The following is a 23982-nucleotide window of genomic DNA, read 5'->3' as shown; positions in this document are numbered from 1 at the left end:
TGAGCCTATTTATTCTCGATCCGCCGCTTCAGGTAACCTGTATAATCCGGCAGGGCGGCCGCATAATCTGACTGCATCAGGGGGGAGGTCAGTACGAAATCGGCGGTGGACCTGTCGCAGGCTACCACACAGTTCCAGGCAATGGCCACCCGCAGCAGGGCTTTCACATCGCTATCATGGGGCTGGGCTTCCATCGGGTCCCAGAAAAAGATCATCACATCAATTTCTCCCACGGCTATCAGGGCGCCTATCTGTTGGTCGCCACCCAGCGGGCCGCTCAATAGTTTCTTTACGGGACGGTCCAGCTTTTCTTCCAGCAGCTTGCCGGTGGTACCTGTTGCGATCAGTTCATGTTTTGCCAAAACAACCTTGTTGAACTCTGCCCAGTCTATGAGGTCCTTCTTCTTATTATCATGTGCTACCAGCGCAATCCGCTTGCGGGCGTCTATTCGCCTTGATGTCAACATAGTTATTGTATTAAAGGTTTTTGGGCTGAAAAGGTAACTGGATTTTGAAGAAACTTTAACGGAAAGTAAATAATTTTCAAAGCGATACCGCGTTTTCCACATTCGGGCACAGAAATTGTTAATAACTGTTTTCCATTTTACATCCCGTTAAATTCAATGTACAAAGGTTTGCTGATATGTCTGGTAAGCCTGAGCAGCTACTTGTGTGTTGCCCAGGAATCTTCGGCCGGGATTCCGCCGGAGGAAGCGGCTGGTACCGTTGCCGTGCCGGATTCAGCATTGTACCTCACCGATCTCGTTTCAGCTATTAAAGACAACGCAAAGGTTATTCTCAATTGGCGCATGGTGAACAGCACTGCAGCAGAGTTTGTAGCCGTAGAGCGTAGCTGTAACGGGCGCGATTTCGAGACTGTGGCTGTGCTGAAGCAATCAGCTACCGGCATCTGGTATGAATGGATAGATGATGCGCCTGCCAAAGGACGTAACCTGTACCGCATTCGCTTCGCCGGTAAACAGGGAGCTACACAATATTCAAAAACAGTTCCGGCTATTCTTGCCGGCGATATCTCCTTTCGTTTTTATCCCAATCCTGTAGATAATATCCTTATCATCCGTTCTGAATTTCCATTCGACATACAGATTATGGATGGGAATGGTAAAGTGCGCATTACCCAAAATAAGTTGCAGGGATTGCAAACCCTGCATGTAGCGTCACTGGAGAAAGGCATGTACCTCCTGCGTATTAATAACCTCACCACCGGTATTGTGAGCCTGGAACGGCTGCTTAAAAACTAACAACTGGTAGCAAGCTGTTTATCCGGAGAAGTATTTCCACTGGTATTATGCAAAAAACATAGAAAGTGTTGACTCCATTTGGGGTGCAATTTCCCCTTTTATCACAGATACTACCTTTTTTACATAGTATTTTTACTATAACCACAAAATGGTATTGCACATGTCAAAATTCACCCTTATTTTTACCACGGTTTTTCATAGGATATTGGATTTTAAAGCGGGGTTGAATGTCTATTCAGACCCCTTTTTTATTGCCTTTATTTTCCCCTCTATAGCAAGTCAGTGTGCATTCCTTCCACTCATTTCATTTACAAGCATGATATACGCGTCAACAACATTTAATGTGCATATCAGTGTAGCAATTTCAATGTTATTCAGTCAGTTGTTGGCAATCATCACTTATTGCCGGCAGCGTCGCAACTGTATAAAATAAAAAGGTCCTGAAGAATCAGGACCTTTCATTTACTAACCCCTTAGTATTCACTTACTATAACATAGTTTAAGAAGCTGCAGGTGTATTCTGCATCTCTTTTATTTTTTCGCGGATCTTTCCTTCAATCTCATTGGAGAGTTCCGGATTATCCTGTAATAATTTTTTCACCGCATCACGTCCCTGTCCCAGCTTATCGCCATTATAGCTGAACCAGCTACCACTTTTCTGCACCACACTCAGCTCAACACCCATATCCAGTATCTCACCTGTTTTGGAGATGCCTTCCCCAAACACAATGTCAAATTCTGCTGCGCGGAAAGGAGGAGCTACTTTATTTTTTACCACTTTTACTTTTACGCGGTTACCGATCGCTTCATCACCATCCTTTATCTGGGCCATACGGCGGATATCAAGACGGATAGATGCATAGAATTTAAGCGCATTACCCCCGGTAGTGGTTTCAGGATTGCCAAACATCACCCCGATCTTCTCCCGAAGCTGGTTGATGAAAATACAGATGGTATTTGTTTTATTGATGGTAGCGGTCAGCTTACGCAGGGCCTGTGACATCAGGCGGGCCTGTAAACCCATTTTGCTGTCGCCCATCTCTCCTTCCAGTTCGCCTTTCGGTACCAGGGCGGCCACCGAGTCAATGACCACTACATCCAGTGCGCCGGACAAGATGAGGCGGTCGGCTATTTCCAGGGCCTGCTCACCATAATCAGGCTGGGAGATCAGCAGGTTGTCTACATCCACGCCCAGTTTTTGCGCATAAGAGCTGTCAAAAGCATGTTCTGCGTCAATAATGGCGCACATTCCGCCTTTTTTCTGCGCTTCTGCAATAGCATGTATTGCGATGGTGGTTTTACCGGAAGATTCCGGTCCATAGATCTCTACAATACGGCCTTTGGGAAAGCCGCCTACTCCCAGCGCCGAATCCAATCCAATAGAACCTGTTGATACTACTTCCATCGGATCAGTTGACTTTTCATTCATCATCATCACACTTCCCTTGCCGAAGTCTTTTTCAATCTTGTCGATCGTCAGCTTCAGCGCTTTGAGTTTTTCGTTATTTGCAGACATAATGGGTTTGTTTTTGTTGTATTCAAAATTACCGAATGTCAAATGTAGGGGAAATTATGTTATTCACACTAATTTTATTAGCATTTTTTAGCTAACTATTTTGGTGGCGCTAAAAACCAGGGGTTTAATGGCTAACCGTTGAGTTTGGCGACCTTGCCTGGCTGGGTGAGTCCCCCTGCAAAGCAGGGCAAGTGCCGGAGGGCGGCCTACCCGACCGGGCTAAAAACAAAACCCCGCTACCAATTGCTCGTAGCGGGGAAACCCATAGCAGAAAACTACCATAGGGATAGAAACTAATTCAGGAAAAGGCGATGGCTGAAAACCATTGCTCAAAGGGACTACAAAAACAGATTCCCGGCAATACCACTTTGTGGTAATTCTATAATAAGGGTTTGCCCCTACTCAAAAATTACCCGCTTCAGATAAAAAGTCTTTGCATCAATGACCGGCGGGGTTTGGCTGTTTACGGTAATTCCTTTCTTATCCACTGTCATTCGTTTTGTGCCATTATTGGTACCAATATCAAGCGGCAGGGCGCCGTCATAATTTACCAATTGCACCAGGTAGCTGGTATCTTTTGTTTGCTTCACCCTGATGTCCAGCTTTTGGGTCGTGCGCAGGTAGAAATCAAACAATGGTTTCAGGTTGGTACCTGATTCCCGGCTGAAGAACTGCTCCACATCATCGGTGGTTACCAGGTTATCGTACGTATAGCGCGCGTCGGTAGCAAACTTTTTGATGGCCGGGAAAAACAGGTCATCACCTGTTATGTACCGTAACGTATGCATAAAGAAAGCGCCCTTGCTGTAAATGTCCCCGTGATAGGCATCATCTGAATTAATATTGGTGCCTAATACCACCGGTTTCTGATTTTGTATGTACAGGCTCATTTGCTGCATTCTTTTAATATAGGCTTCCTCGCCTTCCGCCTCCCGGATAAACAGCACATCGCCAAAACTGCAGATGCCTTCCTGCACCCACATATCGCCCCAGTCTTTACCGGTTACTTTATTGCCCCACCATTCATGACCAAATTCATGGTGCACCAGCCAGTCAAAATCCTGCCCTCCCACTTTCATATATTTAAACTTATTTCCATACGCATTCATAGACTGGTGCTCCATGCCCAGGTGCGGCGTTTCGGCAATGGCGATCTTTTCTTTTATCCATGGATACTCGCCAAAATACTTTTCCTGCATTTTGATGCTGCGTTCAAATACCTCCAGGTGGTGCGCTGCCTTATCGGCATGTTCTTCCAGTACATAAAATTCAACAGGCACTTTATTGCCACTGACCGTGGTGTACGGGCGGCTTACCACTTTGTATTTTCCCACATTGAAAAGGATACTGTAATTATTGATGGTATAGCTTGTTTTCCAGTGATACGTGGAGCTGGTTTTTTTATGCGTTGTTTTTTGTAAAACACCCGGCCCGGCCACTACCAGTCCTTTGGGAACGGTAATCAGGAGATCTGCTCCTTCATTGGGCTCATCAGAGGGATGGTCTTTACAGGGGAAATAGATCTTGGCTCCCTCATTCTGGCAACTGATCGCAATCCAGTCATTGCCGGTGGAGTCTTTGGCCCATTGAAATCCGCCGTCCCAGGGAGGTCTTACTGCCACACGCGGCTTGCCGGCATATTGAATTTTTATAGCTGCTTTGCCAGCTATTGCCGCAGGCAGCGTAATATGGACCAGGTCTTTTTCATGGGTGAAAACCTGTTCTTTATTATTCACCCAAACCTTATTCACTTTAAAGGTATTCAACAAGTCAAACAATAAAGCAGTCGTTGGCTGTTCCAATACAACGTCTATCACCGTATATCCGTCAATGGATTGTTCGCGGGGGTTAACGGTTAATGCTACTGTATAATGCCGCACATCCATATTGGCCTGTTCTGGTTTCAACAGGCCACCGGAAAAAATGGTTTGAGCAACCGCAGGGAGCGTAATAAATAGTAACAGCGTATAAATAAGGCCACGCATAGAAAGGTTTTTGTATGTAAGGTAATGCTTTTACTAACCGCCCCCGGTAGGGGTTTATGTGGATGGAGGCATATTATGATTAGAAATGCGTACCCGATTATTAAAAAAAACTTAAAATGACCGTAAAATAAAAGCCTGCCATAATCCTTTACCTGTTTATTATCGTGATACAATACCTTTGAACCCCTTTATAGGCACATATCTTGCATAGAACAATTTATGAAGCACTGTTCTTATGCATGAATGACTGCTAATTAATCAATTAAAACAAATTTATATGTACCTCAGACAAGCTTTGTTAGTTGCATTAGCCCCTGTAGTGCTGTTTTCCTGCGTCAGCACCAAAAAATTTAAAGCAGAACAGGCCAAATACACAACGTTAAACGATTCTTACGCCAAATTGCAAAATGATCTTAAAGCCTGTGAAGATCAGAAAGCAGAAGAAGCCCGTAAGAAGGCGGCCCTGCAAACTGAAATTGACAACCTCAACAAGCAAATCGCTTTCCTGAAAGAAAACAATACACAGGCCTTAAAACAATTGCAGGACCTGTCTGTAATATCCAGCGCACAGGCTGAAAGCATTAAGAAATCAATGGAAAACATCGGCGCCAAAGATTCTTATATCCAGACTTTACAGCAACAAATGGCCCGGAAAGATTCACTGAACATGGCATTGGTGATGAACCTGAAAGGCGCCATCGGCAACCTGGATGACAAAGACATCAACATCAAGGTTGACAAAGGTGTAGTATACATTGATATTTCTGATAAACTCTTATTCAAAACCGGTAAGTACGATGTAACGGAAGAAGCCAAAGTGGTGCTGGGTAAAGTAGCTACTGTATTGAAAAATCAACCCGATATCGAATTCATGGTAGAAGGTCATACCGACAATGTACCCTTTGCCCGTGGCGTATTGCTCGACAACTGGGACCTGAGCGTTAAGCGTGCTACTTCTGTAGTAAGGATCCTCCAGAATCAGTATGGTCTGGATCCCGCGAAAATGTCTGCAGCCGGTCGTGGCGAATACTCTCCGCTGATGCCTAATGATTCTCCTGAAAGCAAAGCGGCCAACCGTCGTACAAGGATCGTTATCCTGCCCCAGTTGGATCAGTTCTTCAAACTGCTCGAAAGGAAATAGTATTCTTCTTCTTATAAAACAAAAAGGGTGGGTCGCTTCAACAGGCGGCCCACCCTTTTTACTTTACAGGCGTTTCTATGCCTGTATAAATTTCTTTATCAGAAAACTTACATATTGTGGATTGGCTTGCTCAATGGCATGACCTGTTGCCGGCAATACGCCCAACTGCCCTGCCGGCAACTGCTTATACACCTGCACGGTTTCTTCCAGCGGCACCATCTTGTCGCGGTCGCCCAGCAGCAGCAAACAGGGATTGGTGATGGCGGGGTAGTCATCCGGCTTCAAAGGATTGTCCTTTCCCATCGCCAATAGCATGGCCGCTGTGTGCTCCAGCACCAGCTTCCAGTCCTGCGGAGCATGCCGCCGGGCCAGTTGTTCGGCAAATGCCGGCACTTTTTTAGTGATCGTTTCCCCATTCAGTAGCTGTACTTCCTTTGCCGCTCCTGCTTCATCCCAGTGGAATTTTGTGGCCAGCGTAACTGTCTTTGCCAGTCTGCCCGGGTAATGCCGGTTAATATACATGCCCACATAACCACCCATGCTATAACCAAATACATGCACCGGCTCTCCTGCCGGTACCTGCGCATCGAGCCAGGCTACTACCTCCTGCGCAAATAATGCGATTGACCAGCCCTTACCGGGCATGGCTTCTCCGCCGTGTCCGCTGAAATTCAGAAGATGAACCATAAAGTCATGGGAGAGGCTTTTGGCCAATGGCAATAATTGATCTTTGGCGCCTGCGGCCCCATGCAGTAATAGTAAATGTTGCATGTAATAAAGATAACAAGGAGATCAGATGTAAAAAAACGACAACTCATTTCCCTCCCTGCTCCACTTAACGTATTCCTGCAGCAACCCGTGTAGAACCTCTACGAAGACACTCGTTTTTTATAAATATTTGTCTCCTGATTTCAGCTCTATACTTGCGTATAGTCATAGAAAACAAAAATATCACTGTGGTGATCAGACCCAGTGAAACGGAGCCAAAGTAACGGTGCAGATACCGGTAAACCTTATAATTTATAATGGACTTACCGTGGCTGCACCGTTTCGTTTTATCAGATTTGGAAGAGGGAAGACACAGAGCGGGGAATTAATGCCTTTTAAAGTATTGGATCTCCTGCTCATGCTTTTTAGCGGCAGCCAGTGAATCAAAGGTGCCCAGGTTGCGGCGCTTATTGGTCTTTGGGTCTTTCTTCCGGGAATATATCCGGTATTCACCCGATTTTAATTTGCGTATCATGTTTGCCTGTTTAGCATAGCCGGCACAATTCACATGCCATTGGCACGCGGCTTTTTGTGCAGGGCCTGCAACAGTTGTAGATGCGGCCGCAGGTTTTGCAAGGTGCTTTTTTGGAGGAACTGTTTCAGGTGTTTATAGAAATGACTGTGATCATAATAGCCATAAATCGAATAATGAAAGGTATCGGGAGAACTGGCGATATGGGCAGCCGCTTTGCGGATGCGCATGATCTGCAGGGCATTTTTACTGCTGATGCTGGTGGCCCGTTCAAAATAGCGCTGTAAAGTACGGGTGGAGATGTTGTATTGTGCCGCCAGCGCCTCAATGGTAGTCTTAAAATCATTGTCTTTAAAGCACCGGTCAAGGATCTCAGTAACAATATGTACTTCCTGCAGGGTACCTGCATGTGCCCTGATGATAGGCTGGTAATAGTTGCTGATGATCCTTACCCTTTCATCAAAGGAGGTGGCGGTCTTAATAGCGTCGATCAGTGATTGATCAACCAGGTAGCTGAGTGGAAAGATATATTCCCGGTATTCGGCAAAGTTTACCTTCTTGAGGAATAACACCGGAGATATTTTAAACTTGATACCAAATAACTGGTTGCCCGGCCGGTGATAGCATTCAATGCTCCGGTGGCGGGGTAAAAAGCCATCGGATCGCATATCGAAAAACTGATCGGCCACCTGCATCACAAAGGGCGTACCCAGGTTTACCAGGTAGGTATAACCAATATTGGGAAATAAAGCGTCAGAGAAGCCTTCCGGATAAGCCTGCCATAAATGCCCGAAATCCGTTTCCCAGATAAAATCAATGAAATGGCTCAAAGCCGCCGGCGGAGGCGTACGGTGGTAGTTATGCTCAAAATGGTCTCTATGGAAAAATTCTACGTGCTGCACAAAAACATCTATGGCATAAAACTATCCTATCCATGCCATACCTCTTCGCCCGAAAACGATGACCCGCAATAGAGCTGTATAGCCGGTTCTTATTTGAAAGTGATTTCGGGGTTGTTCAATTCCCGGCGGAAGATCGTCTTGTTGGGATACATGATCAGTAAGATCACGAGGTCGAAAATGGCAAAAATGAGAAAGATCCTTCTTGCTGTAAGTGCATAACAAACGCTGGCAGCCACACCTATTAATGCAGTCGTTAGCAGCCGCTGATCATACAGCTTTTGATACTGCGCCACCTGCTCATCGAAGCTGGGCAGGGATTGAATTATTTTGAGCCTTGCTTTCTGCCGCCCGGAGAGGAGAAAGGACACACCAAAGGTGACGCCCAGGAACAGCCATTTGATGGTATCATTGAGCGCCGGGCTGATGTTCATGCTGTACCCTTTGTTGGCCAATACATAGGAAATCACCATCGGTATAAAAGAAATGGCAACATAGGTGATGTGTTGTTTTTTAAAAGGCGCTGTATCTATTATATAAGGGTTCATATAGAGGGTAGCAAATAATTTTAGTGAACAGGAAAAACCACGCATGAAGATACTGATTACCCGTCTATTTTCTCAAACGCGCCTCTTCAAGATCTAATTCCGCCTCTCTTTTCCGCAGCAGTTCATCGGGGAATTCCTTATGCCGGGTCATCTTTTGCAATTCGGCCCTCCGCACTTCCACCGCTTCCAGTAACATTTTCCGGTATTGGGGAATAAAAGAACCGCTCAGTTGCGCTTTCTCATCCTGTTGCAGCCTGCTGTTGGCAATTTCGGCCATCCGTGTATACCGTTCTTTCAGCCGTACGAAGGCTTCAATAGTAGAAGATTCTTCCCGGTAGGATTTCTCCAGCATGTCCAGTACAGCATTGGCCATCCGCAAACGGATCGCATGTTCATGATGCGCTTCTGATTCCGGCGCTTCAATTTTCAATACCCTGATCAGCCAGGGAAGGCTTAACCCCTGTATTACGAGGGTAAACAGGATCACTACAAAGGTGATAAACAAAATAAGGTTGCGGTACGGAAATGCCTGGTCTTTGGCCAAAGTAATGGGTACTGCCAGCGCAGAAGCCAGTGAAACCACGCCACGCATACCACTCCATCCTGTGATGAATACTGATTTCCAGTTGGGCCTTGTCTCGTTTTCCCTGATCCTTTTGCTCAATACCCGGGGTAAATAGGCGCCGGGAAATACCCAGATGATCCGGATGACAATGGTGGCCAGGCTAATGATCACCGCATGCCAGATGGCGCTTAGCAGGGAGTTGTCTTCCAGCTCATTGATGATATAAGGCAATTCCAGGCCGATCATAATAAACACTACGCCATTCAGCAGGAAGACCAGGGTTTCCCAAACACTCACCGCCTGTATCCGGGTATTATAGGAAAAGACCTCATGGGAGCGGAAGGAAAGGAATAGTCCGCCACTCACTACTGCCAATACGCCTGAAAAATGGAAATGTTCCGCGGCTATGTACATGAGGTAGGGAGATATGAGTGTAATAGCCGTATCAATACTGGGTGTGGTGGGTAGCCACCGGTGGATCGCATACACGATATGGGCAATGGCCAGTCCAATAACAATGCCCATGACCGCTACCAGCAGAAAATCAACGCCGGCTTCCCATAATACAAAATGCCCGGTAGAAATAGCCGCCAGTGCAAAGCGGAATACAATTAAGCTGGAGGCATCGTTGATCAGGCTCTCTCCTTCAAGGATCGTAGTGATCCGTTTGGGTACTTTCAGTTGTTGTAAAACACTTGTAGCTGCAATGGCATCGGGTGGCGAAATAATGCCGCCCAGCAGGAAGCCCAGGCTCAGCGTAAACCCCGGAATGAGCGCATTGGAGATGAAAGCTATAGCCGTAGCAGTAAAAACAACCAACCCAAAGGCCAGTAACCCTATGGGGCGCCGGTGCCGCCAGAAATCATTCCAGGAAGTATTCCAGGCTGCAGCATATAATAAGGGTGGCAGGAAAATAATAAATACCAGGTCGGGTTCCAGTTTAATGGCAGGGACGCCGGGTATGAACCCGATCAGCAAACCGGCAATCACCAGTAAAATAGGATAAGAGATCCGCAGTTTATCACTCAGCATGGACAACATGGAAACAACAAACAACAGGGAAATGATAAGCAGTAGATTATTCTGAAGCATAAAAAGCCATTGGTTTATTACGGCACGCCAATTTAGAATATTTTAATAAAGTACAAGGCGCAATCAGTTCCACAACAAGACCTACCTGTAGAATAAGGACTACAATTTGTTATAAATCACGTCTATAGAAGAATTAAAGCCATGGTGGTATAGATGGCTGATAGTAAGTGGATTTTAAAGAGGGCGGCCCAATAAAAGCCGGTTCTGGCAACGTAATTGGGGACTTAATAAATGCTTAAATAGAATCAGTATGCAAAATCTGCTTTCAACGGGAGGAATTGTATGGGCGCTGCTGCTGGTTGGCAGCACAACCATCCATACAAAAAACAATACAGCCTTCTCCCGTGCTTCTATTATGGCCGACACCTCCCTGAATGGGGAATGGTTCCTGCAACCGGTACTGGCTTCCGATACAGCTGCCGGTAAGTATCCCTCTATCCGATTCAATGAAGGCAAAAGCACTTTCACCGGTCATACGGGCTGCAACCGCATGAGCGGGACGTTCAAACGTACAGATACCAGCCTTGTCTTCAATGAACGCATAGCACTTACCAAAATGGTCTGTACCGGCTACAATGAAGCGGCTTTTATAAAAGCCCTGCTCAATACCAACCGGTATAAAAGGGAAGATTCCGTATTGGTATTAATGTTTAACCAGACAGAGTTGTCGAGATGGACAAGAAAGCCCTACCGGGCGCCCATGAGTAAGGGAACATAGAAGAGAGAGTCTTATATTTTTTCCTGTTGCAGCCTGTTGCGGTATTGCATAACGGCTCTTATTTCCCCGTAGGAATAGGCGTCGCCCAATTTTTCTTTTACCGGTGTGCTGGCAGTGCCGCCGGTTTCTTCCAGCGCTTCGAGGATGGGTATAATTTTATCTTCAGGCACTATGTCTTTAATATCTATTTCACCGGTGGCTATGAAATGGGTCAGGTGACTTTCTATGGTACTCTGTGCCATGCCTCTCAGGATAGCTATCTCCGCCATGTTTTTACCTTCTTTGAAGAATTGCAGGCTGATCATTTTGGTTTCACCCTTTTTGGGTTTTGTACCGGATGACGCCGCTGTAGTTTCTTTTATTGTTGTTACTGCAGCCTTCTTCTGATCTTCCACCATTTGCAACAGTTCATCAGCCGGCACGCCATTGGCCAATGCGTTGGCTACCTGTAATGCCTGTTCCAGCAATTGTTTTTTCCGTTGGAACAGTAGTTTCAACTCCTGCAATTCCTGCACATATTTTTTTACCCGTGGCTTCACCCGTACTTCATCAATGTGTTGCTGCAGGGTACCGGATGCTTCTTCCAGTTGCTTGACAAAATAACCGGTAGCTGCCTGCAATCGTTGCTGCAGCCCCTGGTAGCCATCTGTTTCTGTTGCCAGGATCAACTGCTCCAGCTGGCGAACGAACTTCTGCGCCACCTGCTGCTGCTCCACGATCCTGGCCAGCATGGTCCTCGCCCGGATCACAGCCGTATTTTTTTCCGGAATCTGTCTTTCTTCATAGCCTTCAAAATGGGCATCCCAGGCGGCCATTAACTTCGACCAATCAAAAGATTGCAGCAGGGAGCGACTCACGAATGCTTTTCTTTCCTGTTGTAGCTGTTGTTGCAATTCATCTGCTTCCAGTTCCGACCGGGTAAAAGTGATCACCCGTTCGTCGGTACTGATGCAATGCGGCTGAATACGGGAATAGAGGATCAGCCCTTCCATAGAGGTAAGCCGGCTCAGGGCTACGTATACCTGCCCTGGTGCGAAGGATTCTCCGGCATCTATGATGGCTTTTTGAAAAGTGAGCCCCTGGCTTTTGTGGATGGTGATGGCCCAGGCGAGCCGGATGGGGTATTGTTTAAAAGTGCCCAGCTCTTCCTCGTCAATACTATCCTTTTCTTTATTGTAATTATACCGGATATTCTTCCAGGTCTCCTTTTCCAATTCCAGCTCCAGGTCCTCACCCGGGAACGATACGGTGATCTTATCCTTCGCAATCGCCTGGATAGTGGCCAGCTTGCCATTAAAGTACCGCCTGAACTCCCCCTTATCATTTTTAATGAACATTACCTGCGCGCCTACTTTCAGTTGCAGGATCATTTCAGCCGGCAATGCCTTCTCATTGAAATCGCCTTTGATCTCGCCTTTGAACTCATATACCTCTCCCAGCAGTCTGGCCAATTGGTATTGGTTAATCTTATCTGCCTTATAATTGTGTGAGGTGAGGGTGATGTAATGGTCATCCTCGTCCGGCACAAATCCGGGATAATAGTGTCTGTGTAATTCTTCCAGGTCGTCTGCACCGGCAACATTATTACGCAGGTTATTCAGGATGCTGATAAAAGCCGCTTCATTTTGCCGGTAGATCTTTTTCAGTTCCAGGTATACCGGTGGCGCCTCTTTAATTACGTGTGCATCAAAGAAAAAAGGACTGGCATAATGGTGCCGTAATATATTGTCCCATTCGTCATTACCCACTACAGGGGGCAACTGGAAGAGGTCGCCAATGTACAATACCTGTACACCACCAAAAGGAAGCAGGGGCTGGCGGCGGAAATGGCGTAAGATGGTATCTATGGCATCCAGCATATCGGCACGTACCATACTCACCTCATCAATGACCAGCAGCTCCAGTTCGCGCAATAGTTCCCGTTTGGCATTATTGAAGCGGATATTTTTAAATAAACTGTGTTGGTCGGTTACTTCTGTGGCCGGGTTATTCCATCCGCCCTGTTTGATAGGAATGAAGGGACCAAAAGGCAATTGAAAAAAGGAGTGCATGGTAACGCCGCCGGCATTGATGGCAGCTACGCCGGTAGGGGCCACCACAGCCATTTTCTTAAAGCTGTTCTGCTGAATATAGCGCAGAAAAGTTGTTTTACCTGTTCCCGCTTTACCTGTCAGAAAGAGGTGGCGACTGGTTTGGTTCACAAACCGTGCAGCAAGTTGAAATTGCTCATTCGAAGTATCTGTACCTGACATACCCGCGCAATTTAAGTAATATGACCCATGCCGCGTTTTTTATCCATAAAACGGTTAAAAACCACCAGCGTAAGTGCTGGAAACTTTAAGATCACAATTTGTGATCTTAGAAATCAACCGAGTAACCTGAGGTGCAATTTTGGCACTTCAAACTGGCAGTAACTGGTCACAATTTGTGACCAGTTGACGTAACACTCAAACTTTCAATAAGTTTTCAACGTTTCCCGGTAATCGGCCGGTATAATGTAAATTGCAGGCTTGACTCATCCGTTCCGGGTGACTATTTATCTATTATGCAAGACTATTTAAAAGAGTTGAACGAGCGGCAGCGCGAAGCTGTCCTGCATATCAAGGGGCCCCTGATGATCGTGGCCGGCGCCGGCAGTGGTAAAACCAAGGTACTCACCACTCGCATTGCCCACCTCATGAACTCGGGGGTAGATGCTTTTAATATCCTGGCGCTCACCTTTACCAATAAGGCCGCCAAGGAAATGAAAGAGCGGATCGAGAAGATCCTCGGCAACTCCGAAGCCCGTAACCTGTACGTAGGTACTTTCCACAGCGTATTCGCCCGCATCCTGCGCAGCGAAGCGCACCACCTGGGCTATCCCAATAATTTTACTATTTACGATACAGACGATGCCAAGAGCGTAGTGAAGACGGTGGTCAATGAAATGAACCTGGACGACAAGCATTATAAACCTTCTACTGTTTATAACCGTATTTCCAGCGCCAAGAATGCACTGGTAGGTCCGGTAGAATACGCCAACGACTATGCCATCCAGCAGGAAGACCTGCGGGGTAACCGTCCGGCCATCGCCCAGATCTATGACGCCTATGTAAAGCGCTGCTTTAAGAATGGCGCCATGGACTTTGATGACCTGTTGATGAAGTTTTATGAGCTGCTCAAACACTTCCCCGAATCACTCAGCAAGTACCAGCGGAAGTTCAAATACATTCTCATTGATGAGTACCAGGATACCAACCCGGCCCAGTATGAGATCATCAAGCTGCTGGGCGCTATGAATGAGAATGTGTGCGTGGTAGGAGATGATGCGCAAAGTATCTATAGCTTCCGGGGCGCCACGATTCAGAATATTCTCCAGTTCCAGAAGGATTATGATGATGCCCATGTAGTAATGCTGGAGCAAAATTACCGCAGCTCAAAAAGCATCCTCAACGTAGCCAACGAGGTCATTAAAAATAACAAGGGACAAATTCCCAAAGCCCTGTGGACAGAGAACACTGAAGGGGAGAAGATCAGGCTGGTGCGTACGATGACCGATAATGACGAAGGGAAATATGTGGCTGATACCATCCAGGAACAAAAGCTGCGCAATCATTACAATAACCGCGACTTTGCCATCCTGTACCGTACCAACGCACAAAGCCGTGCTTTTGAAGAAGCACTGCGCCGGATGAATATTGCTTATACCATCTTCGGAGGTATGAGCTTCTACCAGCGCAAGGAAATTAAAGACTTTGTGGCTTACCTGCGGATCATCATCAATTCCAAAGATGAAGAAGCACTGAAACGTATTATCAATTTCCCGGCGAGGGGAATTGGTAAAACAACGGTGGATAAAGCTGTACTGGCTGCCAACCAACAGAATATTTCCATGTGGGAAGTGTTGGAGCGGGCACGTGAATTTGGTTTCAAGGCCGGTACACTGGAAGCTATTGAGAACTTCGTCACCATGATCCAGAGCTTTGCCAGTATGTTGAAGAATAAAAACGCTTATGAGGTGGCGGTGCATGTAGGCAAGCAAACCAATATTGTAAAAGAACTGTTCAACGATAAGAGCACCGAAGGTGTAGCGCGCTACGAAAACATCCAGGAGCTATTGAACTCCATCAAGGAATGGGTAGATACGCAACAAACACTGGCGCAGATAGATGAAGAAGGTACCATGCTCGAAACATCGGAGAATGAAGCGGCCGGTAGCGGTGAAATTACCCTGGGCGCTTACCTGCAGCAGATCACCTTGCTGACAGATGCCGATGATAAAGATCCCAATGCGGATACAGTGAAGCTCATGACCATCCACGCTGCCAAAGGCCTGGAGTTCGGTTGTGTATTTGCCGCCGGCCTGGAAGAAATGCTTTTCCCCAACGGCCTTGCCGTGAATACCCGGGAAGAACTGGAAGAAGAACGCCGGTTATTTTATGTGGTGATCACACGGGCCAAGCAGAAGCTCTGGATCACTTACGCCAATACCCGCTATCGCTTTGGATCGCTGGTGCAGAATGAGCCCAGCCGTTTCATAGATGAACTGCCCGAACAATACCTCGACCGCAGTTATGCCGGCAGCGGCTTCAAAAACCAGGGATTTGCCGGCCGTAATAATACCAGTGCTTTTGATCGTATGAATGGCGGAGGATGGGGCGCCGGTGGCAGGCAGTCTGCTGCCGATGCGGAAAAGAGATACGGCCCCGCGCCCACCAAGAAACCTGCTGTTCCTTCTTATGTAACACCCAAGCCGCAAAATAAAGCAGTAGACCATGTGCCCAGTCCCGACTTTGTGGCCAGCGATACTTCCAACTTACAGGAAGGTCAGCGGGTAGAGCACCAGAAGTTTGGCTTTGGTGTAGTTACCAAAATGGAAGGCTCTGCGCACAACCCGGTGGCTACCGTGAAGTTTGACATGAACGGTGAAAAGAAGATCATGCTCAATTACGCCAAGCTGCGTATTATTCAATAAGATAACAGTTCAATAATCAGGAGAGCATTTTCATCACCCCATTCCGGTACAGCTTGCCGATGGGGATCTCTGCTTTGTCTATTTCAATAAGCTCATTGGTGTAAGAACGGATCTTATCAATGGCTACAATGAAAGAGCGGTGGGTGCGTACGAATAACTTATCCGATAACATTGCTTCCACGGAAGTAATAGATTGCTTGGTAATGATCACGCCTGCCGTGGTAACTATTTTTACATAGTCCTTCATGCTTTCAATGTACAGGATCTCATGCAGCATTACTTTTTGCATCTTACGGTCGGCCCGGAAATAAACAAAAGATTCATTCTTCTTTTCCTCCTGACCAACAGCAGGAGCCGTAAAGTTGACTGCATCGGTCTGTTGACTTCCCAAAGGAAATGCTTTATTGACTGCTTTTAAAAACCGGTCAAACCGTACTGGCTTCAGCAGGTAATCCACCACGTCCAGTTCATATCCTTCCAGCGCATATTCGGGGTAAGCTGTAGTAAAAATAACCCGCGGAGGATTCTTCAGCGTCTTCAGGAAAGTAGTGCCATCCAGTTGGGGCATTCTGATATCAAGGAAAATAAGATCAACGGGCTGCTGCTGTAAAGCGGCCAATGCCTGTACGGCGTTGGCGCATTCCCCCGCCAGGTGGAGTGTGGGCACATCCTGCACATAACGCCTTATTACCTCCCGTGCCGGTGGTTCATCATCTACGATCAGGCATCGTATCGTCTTTAATTCAGTCATGATTGGTCAGTACAAAAATATTTTCTTCTTTCTTCCGGGCCACCTGGATCCTTTCCAGTTGTAAAGTCAGTTGCACTACAAATACCTCTTCTTCATCCATAATTTTCAGCACATGCTTTTCGGGATACAACAGGTCGAGCCGCTTACGAACATTCTGGATGCCGATCCCAAAGCTATTTGTTGGCTTTTTCTCTTTTGCTTTTCCATTCATCAGCCTCACTTCCATGGTATCTTCTTTCAGTTGTACCTGCAGGCTCAGCCAGGGCTGCTCCAGCATATTGCTGGTGCCATGCTTAAAACAATTCTCTACCAGGGGTAATAACAGCAGGGGCGCTATATGCAGGTTGCCGGTGTCTGTTGGAATATCCAGGTGAATATCAAATTGTTCATCATAGCGTATCTTCTCCAGCGTAATATAGTCCCTGATCAGCGTAAGCTCTTTGGATAAAGGTACCAATGGCTGATTGCATTCATACAACATAAAACGCAACATATCCGACAGTCCCATGACCAGTTGTGAGGCTACCGGCGCCACACCTTGTGTATGCGAATAAATATTGTTCAGCGTATTGAATAAAAAGTGGGGATGTACCTGCGCTTTCAATAATTGCAGTTGGGATTCCGCATTTTCTTTCTGCAATTGCAGGTTGCGCTGCTCTTTCACATACCAGTACTTCATCAGTTTAATGGCCGCCGCTAAACCACCAATGGTGATACCTCCCCGTAATCCGGCCAGCAAACCCAGGAAAAAAGTAAAATGATGCGATGGGTGCTGAAAGTTAGACCATTGGGGGAATATCATGCGCAACATAGGTATTACCACAAGCATCGAAAGCAGGGACGACAGTGCAGCAGTGGCCAGAAAAGCAACCAACACCCAGAAGGCTGTCAACAGGTATTTGTTTTTCAACAAATACCGTGGCAATACAAAATACATCAGTGTATAGGAAAGGAAAATATGGGCCACTAAGAAAATAGCCGACTCGATCAGGGACACCGGAAGCCGTTGGCTATAGGTAAGGCCAAACCGCGCCGGCGTAAAGGCATATAAAACCCCCTGGAACAACCACCAGAAAGTCCAGAAGGCTACGTGCCGGCGTATCCTGTACCGGGGCTCATTGGAAAATATAAAGGGATACTTGTTCATGGCTGCTTGCCTTAAAGGTACGCCACCTTTTACGTTACCACCCGGTCGCGCATCCCAATATCGCCGGAAGTACAGTTTTTGTCGACAAACATTTTTAGTCCCCAACTGTTATTAACCTACTATGTCCTTGCAATTAAGTGTTTTAGATCAAACTCCCATCCGGCGCGGGAGTAATGCGGTAGAAGCGCTGCAGGAATCTATCCAACTGGCCCGCCTGGCCGACCGGCTCGGGTATACCCGTTACTGGCTGTCTGAACACCACAATACCATCACGCTGGCAGGCGCAGCGCCTGAAGTATTGATAGCCCGGCTGGCGGGGGAAACCAATTATATCCGCCTTGGCTCCGGTGGTATCATGCTGCCGAACCACAGCACCTTAAAAGTGGCCGAAAACTTCCGCCTGCTCGAAGCCCTCTATCCCAATCGCATTGACCTGGGCCTGGGCCGCGCGCCCGGCGGAGACCGCATCACCGCTCAATTGCTCAATCCCTCCAATACATTCGATCCGCAGGAATACATCCGGCAGATCAGGGACCTGAAAGATTTCCTGACAGATGCGCCCGGCGAAGGCAATGTGGACGGGAAAATAAGGGCCATTCCAAGCATTAATACCGTACCGGAATTGTGGATGCTTACTTCCAGCGGGGAGAGCGCCTACCTAGCTGCCCATACCGGCATGGCCCTGTCGTATGCCCAATTCATCAATCCTGTTGGCGGCGCTGCTGCTATCGCCAGTTACAGGCAACGTTTCCGCCCTTCGGCACAGCTTTCCGCTCCCCAGGCCAATGTGGGCATCTTTGCTTTTTGTTCGGACAATGAACGTAAAGTACAGGAAGTGCAGGCCACCATGGACTATCGCCTGCTCAGTTTTGAAAAAGGCCGTTTTGATGAAATACCTACCTATGAAACGGCTAAAGCTTATAACTATACGCCAGGCGAATGGCAACGTGTATTATTCAACCGGAGCCGTATGGTGATTGGTACGCCGGAGGTGGTGAAAGAAAAGATAACAGCCCTGGCCAATGAGTTGGAAGTGGAGGAAGTTGTGATAGCTACTTTTGCAGACCAGGCAGAAGACCGGTTTCGCAGTTATGAATTATTCTCAGAAGTATTTGAGCTGGCAGAGCGGCAAACGCGGCAGTTTGCCTGAAACTGCTTAAAAAAGAGCAGGAAGCAGGTATCTTACACCGCTTCCTGCCGGATAATATTAGCCTGCCTTCCTGGGAGTAGTATTGGCATTACCACCCTTCTTACCGGAAGTGAAAGTTTTGTTGGGTATCATCGAAGATCCTTTCGACTGACCACCAGATGATGTATTTTTGACCACCATCCCTGAAAGGGGTGTCGTAGCCTTTTTAGTGGCTTTACCTTTTTTAGATTTTGATTTGCTCATAACTATAAAAACTTGTTGTTATTGTAAACTAATAAATTATACAATAACAACGTGCTTTTGACCAGGATATTTTTGACCGGAAACGGTTGGATAAAGAAAAATTTAACACCTTATAAGAATGGAAATAGATTCCCTGCAACCCAATCCTGATCTTCTGCTACAGTTGGTAACGATGAAAATGCCTTTTGGTAAGTATAAAGAAACGCTCCTCTGCGATCTGCCGGTATCCTATCTCGAATGGTTTCAGCGCAAAGGATTTCCAAAAGGAAAACTGGGCATGTTATTACAAACCATGTATGAAATCCGGTTAAACGGGCTGGTGTACCTGCTCGAACCATTGAAGAAAAAAAGTTAAGATGCTATATCCTGATTGTAAGAGATACTCTCAATAAACCGTTTTACCTCTTCTTTGCTTCTTTCCATTTTTACAGCCAATCTTTCCAGTAAAGCATCTTCCTCTCCCGGTTCAAAGTCCAGGTCTTCATCGGTAATACCGATATTCCTTTCTTTGATCTTTTCCTTTACTTCCTCCCAGGAAGAATGTAAGGTAAGTTTTGTTTTTTCCATACTATACCTGCATGCAATACACAGGCCACCCCATTCCATGTATTCCGACTGCCAGCGGTCATCTACAACCCCCTGATAATTAATTGCTAATAGCTAACGCCTAAAAGCTAATACCTGTATTCCAATGTGCATAACCCATCCTTGTCCCGTCAGAAAGTTTTTATCAAATTGCGGCAGATATGGATAATCAAAAGCCGGGACAGAAGACGATCATTATAACAGAACAATATAAAAAGCCACTGGAAATAGCCGGGCTGCTCCTCAACCTCGATCCCCGCAAACAGGTGGGGTTCTACGTGGAAGCGGTTGCGCTGAAAGATCCCAAACAACCACAAAGCATCACCAAGCAGCCACTTCTGGATAAAGTGGCCGTAAAAGGGCTTAAACCTACACCTTATATCCTGCAGGGTATCCTGAAACAGTTAACTGGTATTTCGGCAAGGCAGGAGCAGGAAAAGTGGCAGCAACGCTACCAGGAAGATGGCATCACGGCCGTTGACCAGGATACCTGGGTGCGGCATAAGATGTACCGCTATTTTTACCAGGCCTTACAGGACGTAAAACCTTTTGCCTCCCTGCTGAAATGGTATTATGAAACCACCGATGAACTGCTCAGCACTACTAAGGTGGTGAGGCCTGGCAGCATCAGCAACTATAGCCCTGTTATATCATTGCAGCTTATCCGTACCCCGGCCGAAGTAATGCGGATGCTGGTACTGGTAAAGATCAATGAACATTTATACCCGCTTACCGACTTTAAACGGCATGGCTTTTTGTTGCGGCATAAAAATGAGTTCTTCCTGCTCAAGCCGGAAGATGCAGTGTTGGCAGAGCGCTATCCGGAAGGGTTCCATGATATTCCTGCCGTCAATGAACAAGCTTTCCTGCAAAAGCAGTTGCCGGAATTGGAGCAGCAATACGCGATAGACCGCACGATGCTGCAGAAGCTGGAAACCCTTGCTGTTACGCCCCAATGCCGCATTCACCTCAGTGAATTGAACGGGAGCTTTTTAATGATCCGCACCCGCTGGCAATATGGTGATTTTGAGCTGGACAATGCTACTACCCCGGCAGAAGAGATCAATACACCGGATGGCCGGTACAGTATTGTAAAAGACCTGGCCGCAGAAAAAGAAACGCTTGATTTTATTCAGTCACAACACAAAAAGTTCAGCCAGCAGAACAATGGTTACTTCTACCTGCCTTTTGCTGATGCAGAGAAAAGCCAGTGGTTTGTAAAGTTCTATCGCAAGCTCAATGACCGCAATATACCGGTGTACGGCATGGAGTCCATGCAACATTTCCGGTACAATGCCAACCGGCCTGTGATACAATTCACACAAAAGGGCAATAGCATTGACTGGTTCGATCTTACTGTTCATATCTCCTACGGCGATCAAACCATTACACTGGCCGAATTGCAGAAGGCCTTACAGAACAAGCAACACTTTCTGCTCCTGAAAGATGGCACACTCGGTGAAATACCCGAAGAATGGCAGGCGCAGTTTGGCCTGCTGCTGCAGATGGGAGAGATTGACAAGGATAAATTACGCTTATCCAAACTGCACTGGACGCTCACAGAAGACCTGGCAAAGAACGGGCAGCTTATCGTACAGAACACCATAGAAACTTCCCGCCAAAAGTGGGAACGGATGCACCAGTCGGCCAATACTTTTACAGTGTCAAAGGCTATTCAGGCTACGCTGCGTGATTACCAACAGGCCGGCTTTGCCTGGTTCTGCATGCTGGATGAAATGCAGTGGGGTGGCTGCCTGGCCGATGATATGGGTCTCGGTAAAACCCTGCAGACCATTTCCTTCTTACAACACCTGCATGAAAAATACCCGGGCGAAACCCACCTGGTGATCTGCCCCACCTCACTGATGTACAACTGGGAAAATGAGCTGAAGAAGTTTGCCCCGGAATTGCGTTACCTGATTTACCATGGCAGTGAAAGAAAGCAGGCGGGAACAGATTGGAAGCATTACGACATCATCATCAGCAGCTATGGCAGTGTGCGGAATGATATAGAGACCATTAAACAATTTACTTTCGGCTACATTGTGCTGGATGAAAGCCAGGTGATTAAAAACCCGTCATCCCTTGTCACTTCGGCCATGATGCAATTGCAAAGCCGCAACCGGCTTATCCTTAGTGGTACGCCTATCCAAAACAATACGTTTGACCTGTACGCACAGATGCAGTTTGTGAATCCCGGCTTACTGGGCAGTCATAATTTCTTCAAAACAACTTTTGCGGTGCCGGTGGATAAATATGGAGATACGGAAAAGACCCAACAACTGCGTAAACTGATCTATCCTTTCCTGCTGCGCAGGACCAAGGAACAGGTGGCTAAAGACCTGCCACCCAAAACAGAGATCACCTTGTGGTGTGAAATGGGAGAAGAGCAGCGGCGGGTATACGATGAGATCAAGAACTATTATCGGGAGAACCTGCTGGAACGCATACAGCAGGAGGGAATGGGAAGCAATACCATTTTGGTATTGGAAGGCTTAACCCGCTTACGGCAGGTGTGTAACGCACCCAAACTGCTCAATGGCGGTAATAACAGCTACACGGATGAGTCGGTAAAACTGGAGGAATTACTACGTGAAATTGAGAACAATACCGGCCGCCACAAAGCATTGGTCTTTTCACAGTTTACCGGCATGTTGCAGTTAATTGCGGCTGCTATGCAGGAGCGCGGTATTCCTTTCCTGTACCTCGATGGCAGCACCAAAGCCATCGACCGCCAGCAACTGGTAGAGCGTTTTCAAACGGAAGAAAATCTGCCTGTATTCCTTATCAGCCTAAAAGCCGGCGGTGTAGGCTTAACGCTTACTGCGGCTGACTACGTGTACCTCGTTGACCCCTGGTGGAATCCCGCCGCGGAACAGCAGGCGATAGACCGTACGCACCGCATTGGCCAGCAGAATAAGGTATTTGCCTATAAAATGATCTGCAAAGACTCTGTGGAAGAAAAAATATTAGCGTTGCAACAGCGTAAAAAAGCCCTGGCGGAAGAACTCATTACAGAGGATACTGGCTTCGTCAAGAACATGACTGCGGAAGATGTAGACTTCCTGTTTAGTTAACGGATGGGCCCGGGCCGGTAACTTGCAGTCTAATGGGCAGGGAATGCCCTAAGATAGCTCTAAGATAGTACTGGGATAGCCCTAAGATAGCACTATGCATAAGGCCATTCCCAGGCAATACTTAGGCCATTCTCAGGCAACTCTTAGGCAACCCCCAGGCAACTTCACTAACATAGTACTATCTATACAATAAAGGGCGAGCTACCACAGAAGGCCGCCCACCCTTTATTCTTATCTTGTGTGCTTTCGGTAAACGCTCACTATTTCAACGTCACATCAGCCACCACCGGGAAATGGTCTGAAGGATACTTGCCATAATAGGTATCTGTGAGAATACCCCATTTTTTAACAGTAAACTGTTTGGTCACAAAGATGTGATCAATGATAGCGGGACTGTTGGATACCCGGAAGCTGTTGAAAGAACCATTGTTGGCATACGGTGATTTCACTAACCTGTAAGTATCGGCCAGCACATCAGAAGTCGCAATAAGCTGGTACCATTGGCTGTTGTGATCACCATTAAAATCGCCGGTTAAAAGAACCGGGTTGCTGCCGGCAATGGTCTTGATCTTTTCAAGGATCAGCTTGCTGCTTTCCTGCCTTGCTTTTACCCCCTGGTGATCATAATGCACATTGAACACGTAAAACTTCTTTTTGCTTTTCACCTCCTGCAACTGCACCCAGGAGCAGATACGGTTAAGGCGCGCATCCCATCCGGGACCAGGCTTTTCCGGTGTTTCCGACAACCAGAAATCTCCCTTATTCAGCAGTTTGTATTTGTCTTTCTTATAAAAGATCGCTGAATGCTCGCCTTTGGCCTGTCCGTCATCACGACCCAAGCCATACCAGGCATACTCGGGCAGGTTGGCGCTCAGGGTATCTATCTGGTGTCTCAATCCTTCCTGTGTACCAAAAATGTCGAAATCATGGAACTGTACCAACGCCTTGATAACAGGATACCGGCTTGTCCAGAGATTACCACTATCCCCTTTGTTGTCATAACGGACATTGTAAGTAGCAATACGGATATCCTGAGCATGTAATGTTGAAGAAAAGAACAACGCAAGGCAAACAATAATGCTGATCTGTTTCATAGTATGTTTTAAAAT

At 46.9% G+C, this 23982-nt stretch carries 21 protein-coding genes; 7 read left to right on the top strand and 14 right to left on the bottom strand.

The genetic code is table 11. The features are described from left to right. Positions 1–5: 5 nt before the first annotated feature. Positions 6–467, bottom strand: coding sequence for a methylglyoxal synthase (locus HB364_RS05165; RefSeq protein ID WP_167286808.1), 462 nt, complete (start codon positions 465–467; stop codon positions 6–8). A gap of 168 nt (positions 468–635) precedes the next feature. Here HB364_RS05165 and HB364_RS05160 point away from each other — a divergent pair, with 168 nt between their 5' ends. Next, positions 636–1262: a T9SS type A sorting domain-containing protein gene (locus tag HB364_RS05160; protein ID WP_167286807.1), complete on the top strand. Its 627-nt coding sequence runs from the start codon at positions 636–638 to the stop codon at positions 1260–1262. Between the two features lie 499 nt (positions 1263–1761). Here HB364_RS05160 and recA read toward each other — a convergent pair whose 3' ends face one another. After that, the gene (gene recA, locus HB364_RS05155) at positions 1762–2778 is read right to left on the bottom strand and encodes a recombinase RecA (protein ID WP_167286806.1); all 1017 of its coding nucleotides are present in this window, start codon (positions 2776–2778) and stop codon (positions 1762–1764) included. A 398-nt stretch (positions 2779–3176) separates the two neighbouring features. Beyond that, on the bottom strand, positions 3177–4763 hold the full coding sequence (locus HB364_RS05150) for a M1 family metallopeptidase (RefSeq protein ID WP_167286805.1): 1587 nt from the start codon (positions 4761–4763) through the stop codon (positions 3177–3179). Between the two features lie 277 nt (positions 4764–5040). On the opposite strand from HB364_RS05150, the gene HB364_RS05145 reads away from it, so the two are divergent. Continuing rightward, positions 5041–5904 (top strand): OmpA family protein, encoded by an 864-nt coding sequence (locus tag HB364_RS05145; protein WP_167286804.1) that lies wholly within the window; start codon positions 5041–5043, stop codon positions 5902–5904. Between the two features lie 75 nt (positions 5905–5979). On the opposite strand, the gene HB364_RS05140 is transcribed toward HB364_RS05145, so the two are convergent. The 5 genes from HB364_RS05140 to HB364_RS05120 form a co-directional block, all read right to left on the bottom strand. Next, on the bottom strand, positions 5980–6675 hold the full coding sequence (locus HB364_RS05140) for an alpha/beta fold hydrolase (protein WP_167286803.1): 696 nt from the start codon (positions 6673–6675) through the stop codon (positions 5980–5982). A gap of 322 nt (positions 6676–6997) precedes the next feature. Beyond that, the gene (locus tag HB364_RS05135; protein WP_167286802.1) at positions 6998–7147 is read right to left on the bottom strand and encodes a hypothetical protein; all 150 of its coding nucleotides are present in this window, start codon (positions 7145–7147) and stop codon (positions 6998–7000) included. Between the two features lie 29 nt (positions 7148–7176). Beyond that, on the bottom strand, positions 7177–8046 hold the full coding sequence (locus HB364_RS05130; protein WP_167286801.1) for a helix-turn-helix transcriptional regulator: 870 nt from the start codon (positions 8044–8046) through the stop codon (positions 7177–7179). A gap of 89 nt (positions 8047–8135) precedes the next feature. Next, entirely contained in the window at positions 8136–8591 is a 456-nt protein-coding gene (locus HB364_RS05125; RefSeq protein WP_167286800.1) for a hypothetical protein, read from the bottom strand. A 64-nt stretch (positions 8592–8655) separates the two neighbouring features. Then, positions 8656–10248, bottom strand: a complete 1593-nt coding sequence (locus tag HB364_RS05120) for a Na+/H+ antiporter (RefSeq protein ID WP_167286799.1) — start codon at positions 10246–10248, stop codon at positions 8656–8658. 250 nt (positions 10249–10498) lie between these two features. Here HB364_RS05120 and HB364_RS05115 point away from each other — a divergent pair, with 250 nt between their 5' ends. Further along, complete coding sequence (locus tag HB364_RS05115) at positions 10499–10966, top strand: META domain-containing protein (protein ID WP_167286798.1); 468 nt, start codon at positions 10499–10501, stop codon at positions 10964–10966. Positions 10967–10977: 11 nt separating this feature from the next. On the opposite strand, the gene HB364_RS05110 is transcribed toward HB364_RS05115, so the two are convergent. Next, positions 10978–13218 carry a helix-turn-helix domain-containing protein gene (locus HB364_RS05110; RefSeq protein WP_167286797.1) on the bottom strand — a complete coding sequence of 747 codons (2241 nt, stop codon included), beginning with the start codon at positions 13216–13218 and terminating at the stop codon, positions 10978–10980. 293 nt (positions 13219–13511) lie between these two features. Between HB364_RS05110 and HB364_RS05105 the strand changes: the two genes are divergently transcribed. After that, positions 13512–15920 carry an ATP-dependent helicase gene (locus tag HB364_RS05105; RefSeq protein WP_167286796.1) on the top strand — a complete coding sequence of 803 codons (2409 nt, stop codon included), beginning with the start codon at positions 13512–13514 and terminating at the stop codon, positions 15918–15920. A 16-nt stretch (positions 15921–15936) separates the two neighbouring features. On the opposite strand, the gene HB364_RS05100 is transcribed toward HB364_RS05105, so the two are convergent. Then, complete coding sequence (locus tag HB364_RS05100) at positions 15937–16671, bottom strand: LytR/AlgR family response regulator transcription factor (protein ID WP_167286795.1); 735 nt, start codon at positions 16669–16671, stop codon at positions 15937–15939. Next, positions 16664–17818 (bottom strand): sensor histidine kinase, encoded by a 1155-nt coding sequence (locus HB364_RS32885; protein ID WP_208419855.1) that lies wholly within the window; start codon positions 17816–17818, stop codon positions 16664–16666. Before HB364_RS32885 ends, HB364_RS05100 begins: the two co-directional genes overlap by 8 nt. 121 nt (positions 17819–17939) lie before the next feature. On the opposite strand from HB364_RS32885, the gene HB364_RS05090 reads away from it, so the two are divergent. Then, entirely contained in the window at positions 17940–18968 is a 1029-nt protein-coding gene (locus HB364_RS05090) for an LLM class flavin-dependent oxidoreductase (protein ID WP_167286794.1), read from the top strand. A gap of 57 nt (positions 18969–19025) precedes the next feature. On the opposite strand, the gene HB364_RS05085 is transcribed toward HB364_RS05090, so the two are convergent. Then, entirely contained in the window at positions 19026–19211 is a 186-nt protein-coding gene (locus HB364_RS05085; protein WP_167286793.1) for a hypothetical protein, read from the bottom strand. 118 nt (positions 19212–19329) lie between these two features. Here HB364_RS05085 and HB364_RS05080 point away from each other — a divergent pair, with 118 nt between their 5' ends. Next, positions 19330–19566, top strand: a complete 237-nt coding sequence (locus HB364_RS05080) for a DUF3820 family protein (RefSeq protein WP_167286792.1) — start codon at positions 19330–19332, stop codon at positions 19564–19566. Here HB364_RS05080 and HB364_RS05075 read toward each other — a convergent pair. Continuing rightward, positions 19563–19778 carry a general stress protein CsbD gene (locus tag HB364_RS05075; protein WP_167286791.1) on the bottom strand — a complete coding sequence of 72 codons (216 nt, stop codon included), beginning with the start codon at positions 19776–19778 and terminating at the stop codon, positions 19563–19565. The genes HB364_RS05080 and HB364_RS05075 overlap by 4 nt on opposite strands. Before the next feature lie 179 nt (positions 19779–19957). On the opposite strand from HB364_RS05075, the gene HB364_RS05070 reads away from it, so the two are divergent. Then, positions 19958–22873 (top strand): DEAD/DEAH box helicase, encoded by a 2916-nt coding sequence (locus HB364_RS05070; protein ID WP_167286790.1) that lies wholly within the window; start codon positions 19958–19960, stop codon positions 22871–22873. A 260-nt stretch (positions 22874–23133) separates the two neighbouring features. On the opposite strand, the gene HB364_RS05065 is transcribed toward HB364_RS05070, so the two are convergent. Continuing rightward, positions 23134–23967 (bottom strand): endonuclease/exonuclease/phosphatase family protein, encoded by an 834-nt coding sequence (locus HB364_RS05065; protein ID WP_167286789.1) that lies wholly within the window; start codon positions 23965–23967, stop codon positions 23134–23136. Positions 23968–23982: the final 15 nt, after the last annotated feature.

Origin of the sequence: Paraflavitalea devenefica (genome assembly GCF_011759375.1) — a bacterium.
GTDB classification, from domain to species: domain Bacteria; phylum Bacteroidota; class Bacteroidia; order Chitinophagales; family Chitinophagaceae; genus Paraflavitalea; species Paraflavitalea devenefica.
Note: the sequence above shows the minus strand (reverse complement) of the source record. Positions and strands in the feature narration are given on the sequence as shown.

Excerpts from the sequence above, each read along its gene's own strand:
- HB364_RS05165 (WP_167286808.1), bottom strand. The coding sequence starts at position 467 with ATGTTGACATCAAGGCGAATAGACGCCCGCAAGCGGATTGCGCTGGTA.
- recA (WP_167286806.1), bottom strand. The coding sequence starts at position 2,778 with ATGTCTGCAAATAACGAAAAACTCAAAGCGCTGAAGCTGACGATCGAC.
- HB364_RS05150 (WP_167286805.1), bottom strand. The coding sequence starts at position 4,763 with ATGCGTGGCCTTATTTATACGCTGTTACTATTTATTACGCTCCCTGCG.
- HB364_RS05145 (WP_167286804.1), top strand. The coding sequence starts at position 5,041 with ATGTACCTCAGACAAGCTTTGTTAGTTGCATTAGCCCCTGTAGTGCTG.
- HB364_RS05140 (WP_167286803.1), bottom strand. The coding sequence starts at position 6,675 with ATGCAACATTTACTATTACTGCATGGGGCCGCAGGCGCCAAAGATCAA.
- HB364_RS05135 (WP_167286802.1), bottom strand. The coding sequence starts at position 7,147 with ATGATACGCAAATTAAAATCGGGTGAATACCGGATATATTCCCGGAAG.
- HB364_RS05125 (WP_167286800.1), bottom strand. The coding sequence starts at position 8,591 with ATGAACCCTTATATAATAGATACAGCGCCTTTTAAAAAACAACACATC.
- HB364_RS05120 (WP_167286799.1), bottom strand. The coding sequence starts at position 10,248 with ATGCTTCAGAATAATCTACTGCTTATCATTTCCCTGTTGTTTGTTGTT.
- HB364_RS05115 (WP_167286798.1), top strand. The coding sequence starts at position 10,499 with ATGCAAAATCTGCTTTCAACGGGAGGAATTGTATGGGCGCTGCTGCTG.
- HB364_RS05110 (WP_167286797.1), bottom strand. The coding sequence starts at position 13,218 with ATGTCAGGTACAGATACTTCGAATGAGCAATTTCAACTTGCTGCACGG.
- HB364_RS05105 (WP_167286796.1), top strand. The coding sequence starts at position 13,512 with ATGCAAGACTATTTAAAAGAGTTGAACGAGCGGCAGCGCGAAGCTGTC.
- HB364_RS05100 (WP_167286795.1), bottom strand. The coding sequence starts at position 16,671 with ATGACTGAATTAAAGACGATACGATGCCTGATCGTAGATGATGAACCA.
- HB364_RS32885 (WP_208419855.1), bottom strand. The coding sequence starts at position 17,818 with ATGAACAAGTATCCCTTTATATTTTCCAATGAGCCCCGGTACAGGATA.
- HB364_RS05090 (WP_167286794.1), top strand. The coding sequence starts at position 17,940 with ATGTCCTTGCAATTAAGTGTTTTAGATCAAACTCCCATCCGGCGCGGG.
- HB364_RS05085 (WP_167286793.1), bottom strand. The coding sequence starts at position 19,211 with ATGAGCAAATCAAAATCTAAAAAAGGTAAAGCCACTAAAAAGGCTACG.
- HB364_RS05080 (WP_167286792.1), top strand. The coding sequence starts at position 19,330 with ATGGAAATAGATTCCCTGCAACCCAATCCTGATCTTCTGCTACAGTTG.
- HB364_RS05075 (WP_167286791.1), bottom strand. The coding sequence starts at position 19,778 with ATGGAAAAAACAAAACTTACCTTACATTCTTCCTGGGAGGAAGTAAAG.
- HB364_RS05070 (WP_167286790.1), top strand. The coding sequence starts at position 19,958 with ATGGATAATCAAAAGCCGGGACAGAAGACGATCATTATAACAGAACAA.
- HB364_RS05065 (WP_167286789.1), bottom strand. The coding sequence starts at position 23,967 with ATGAAACAGATCAGCATTATTGTTTGCCTTGCGTTGTTCTTTTCTTCA.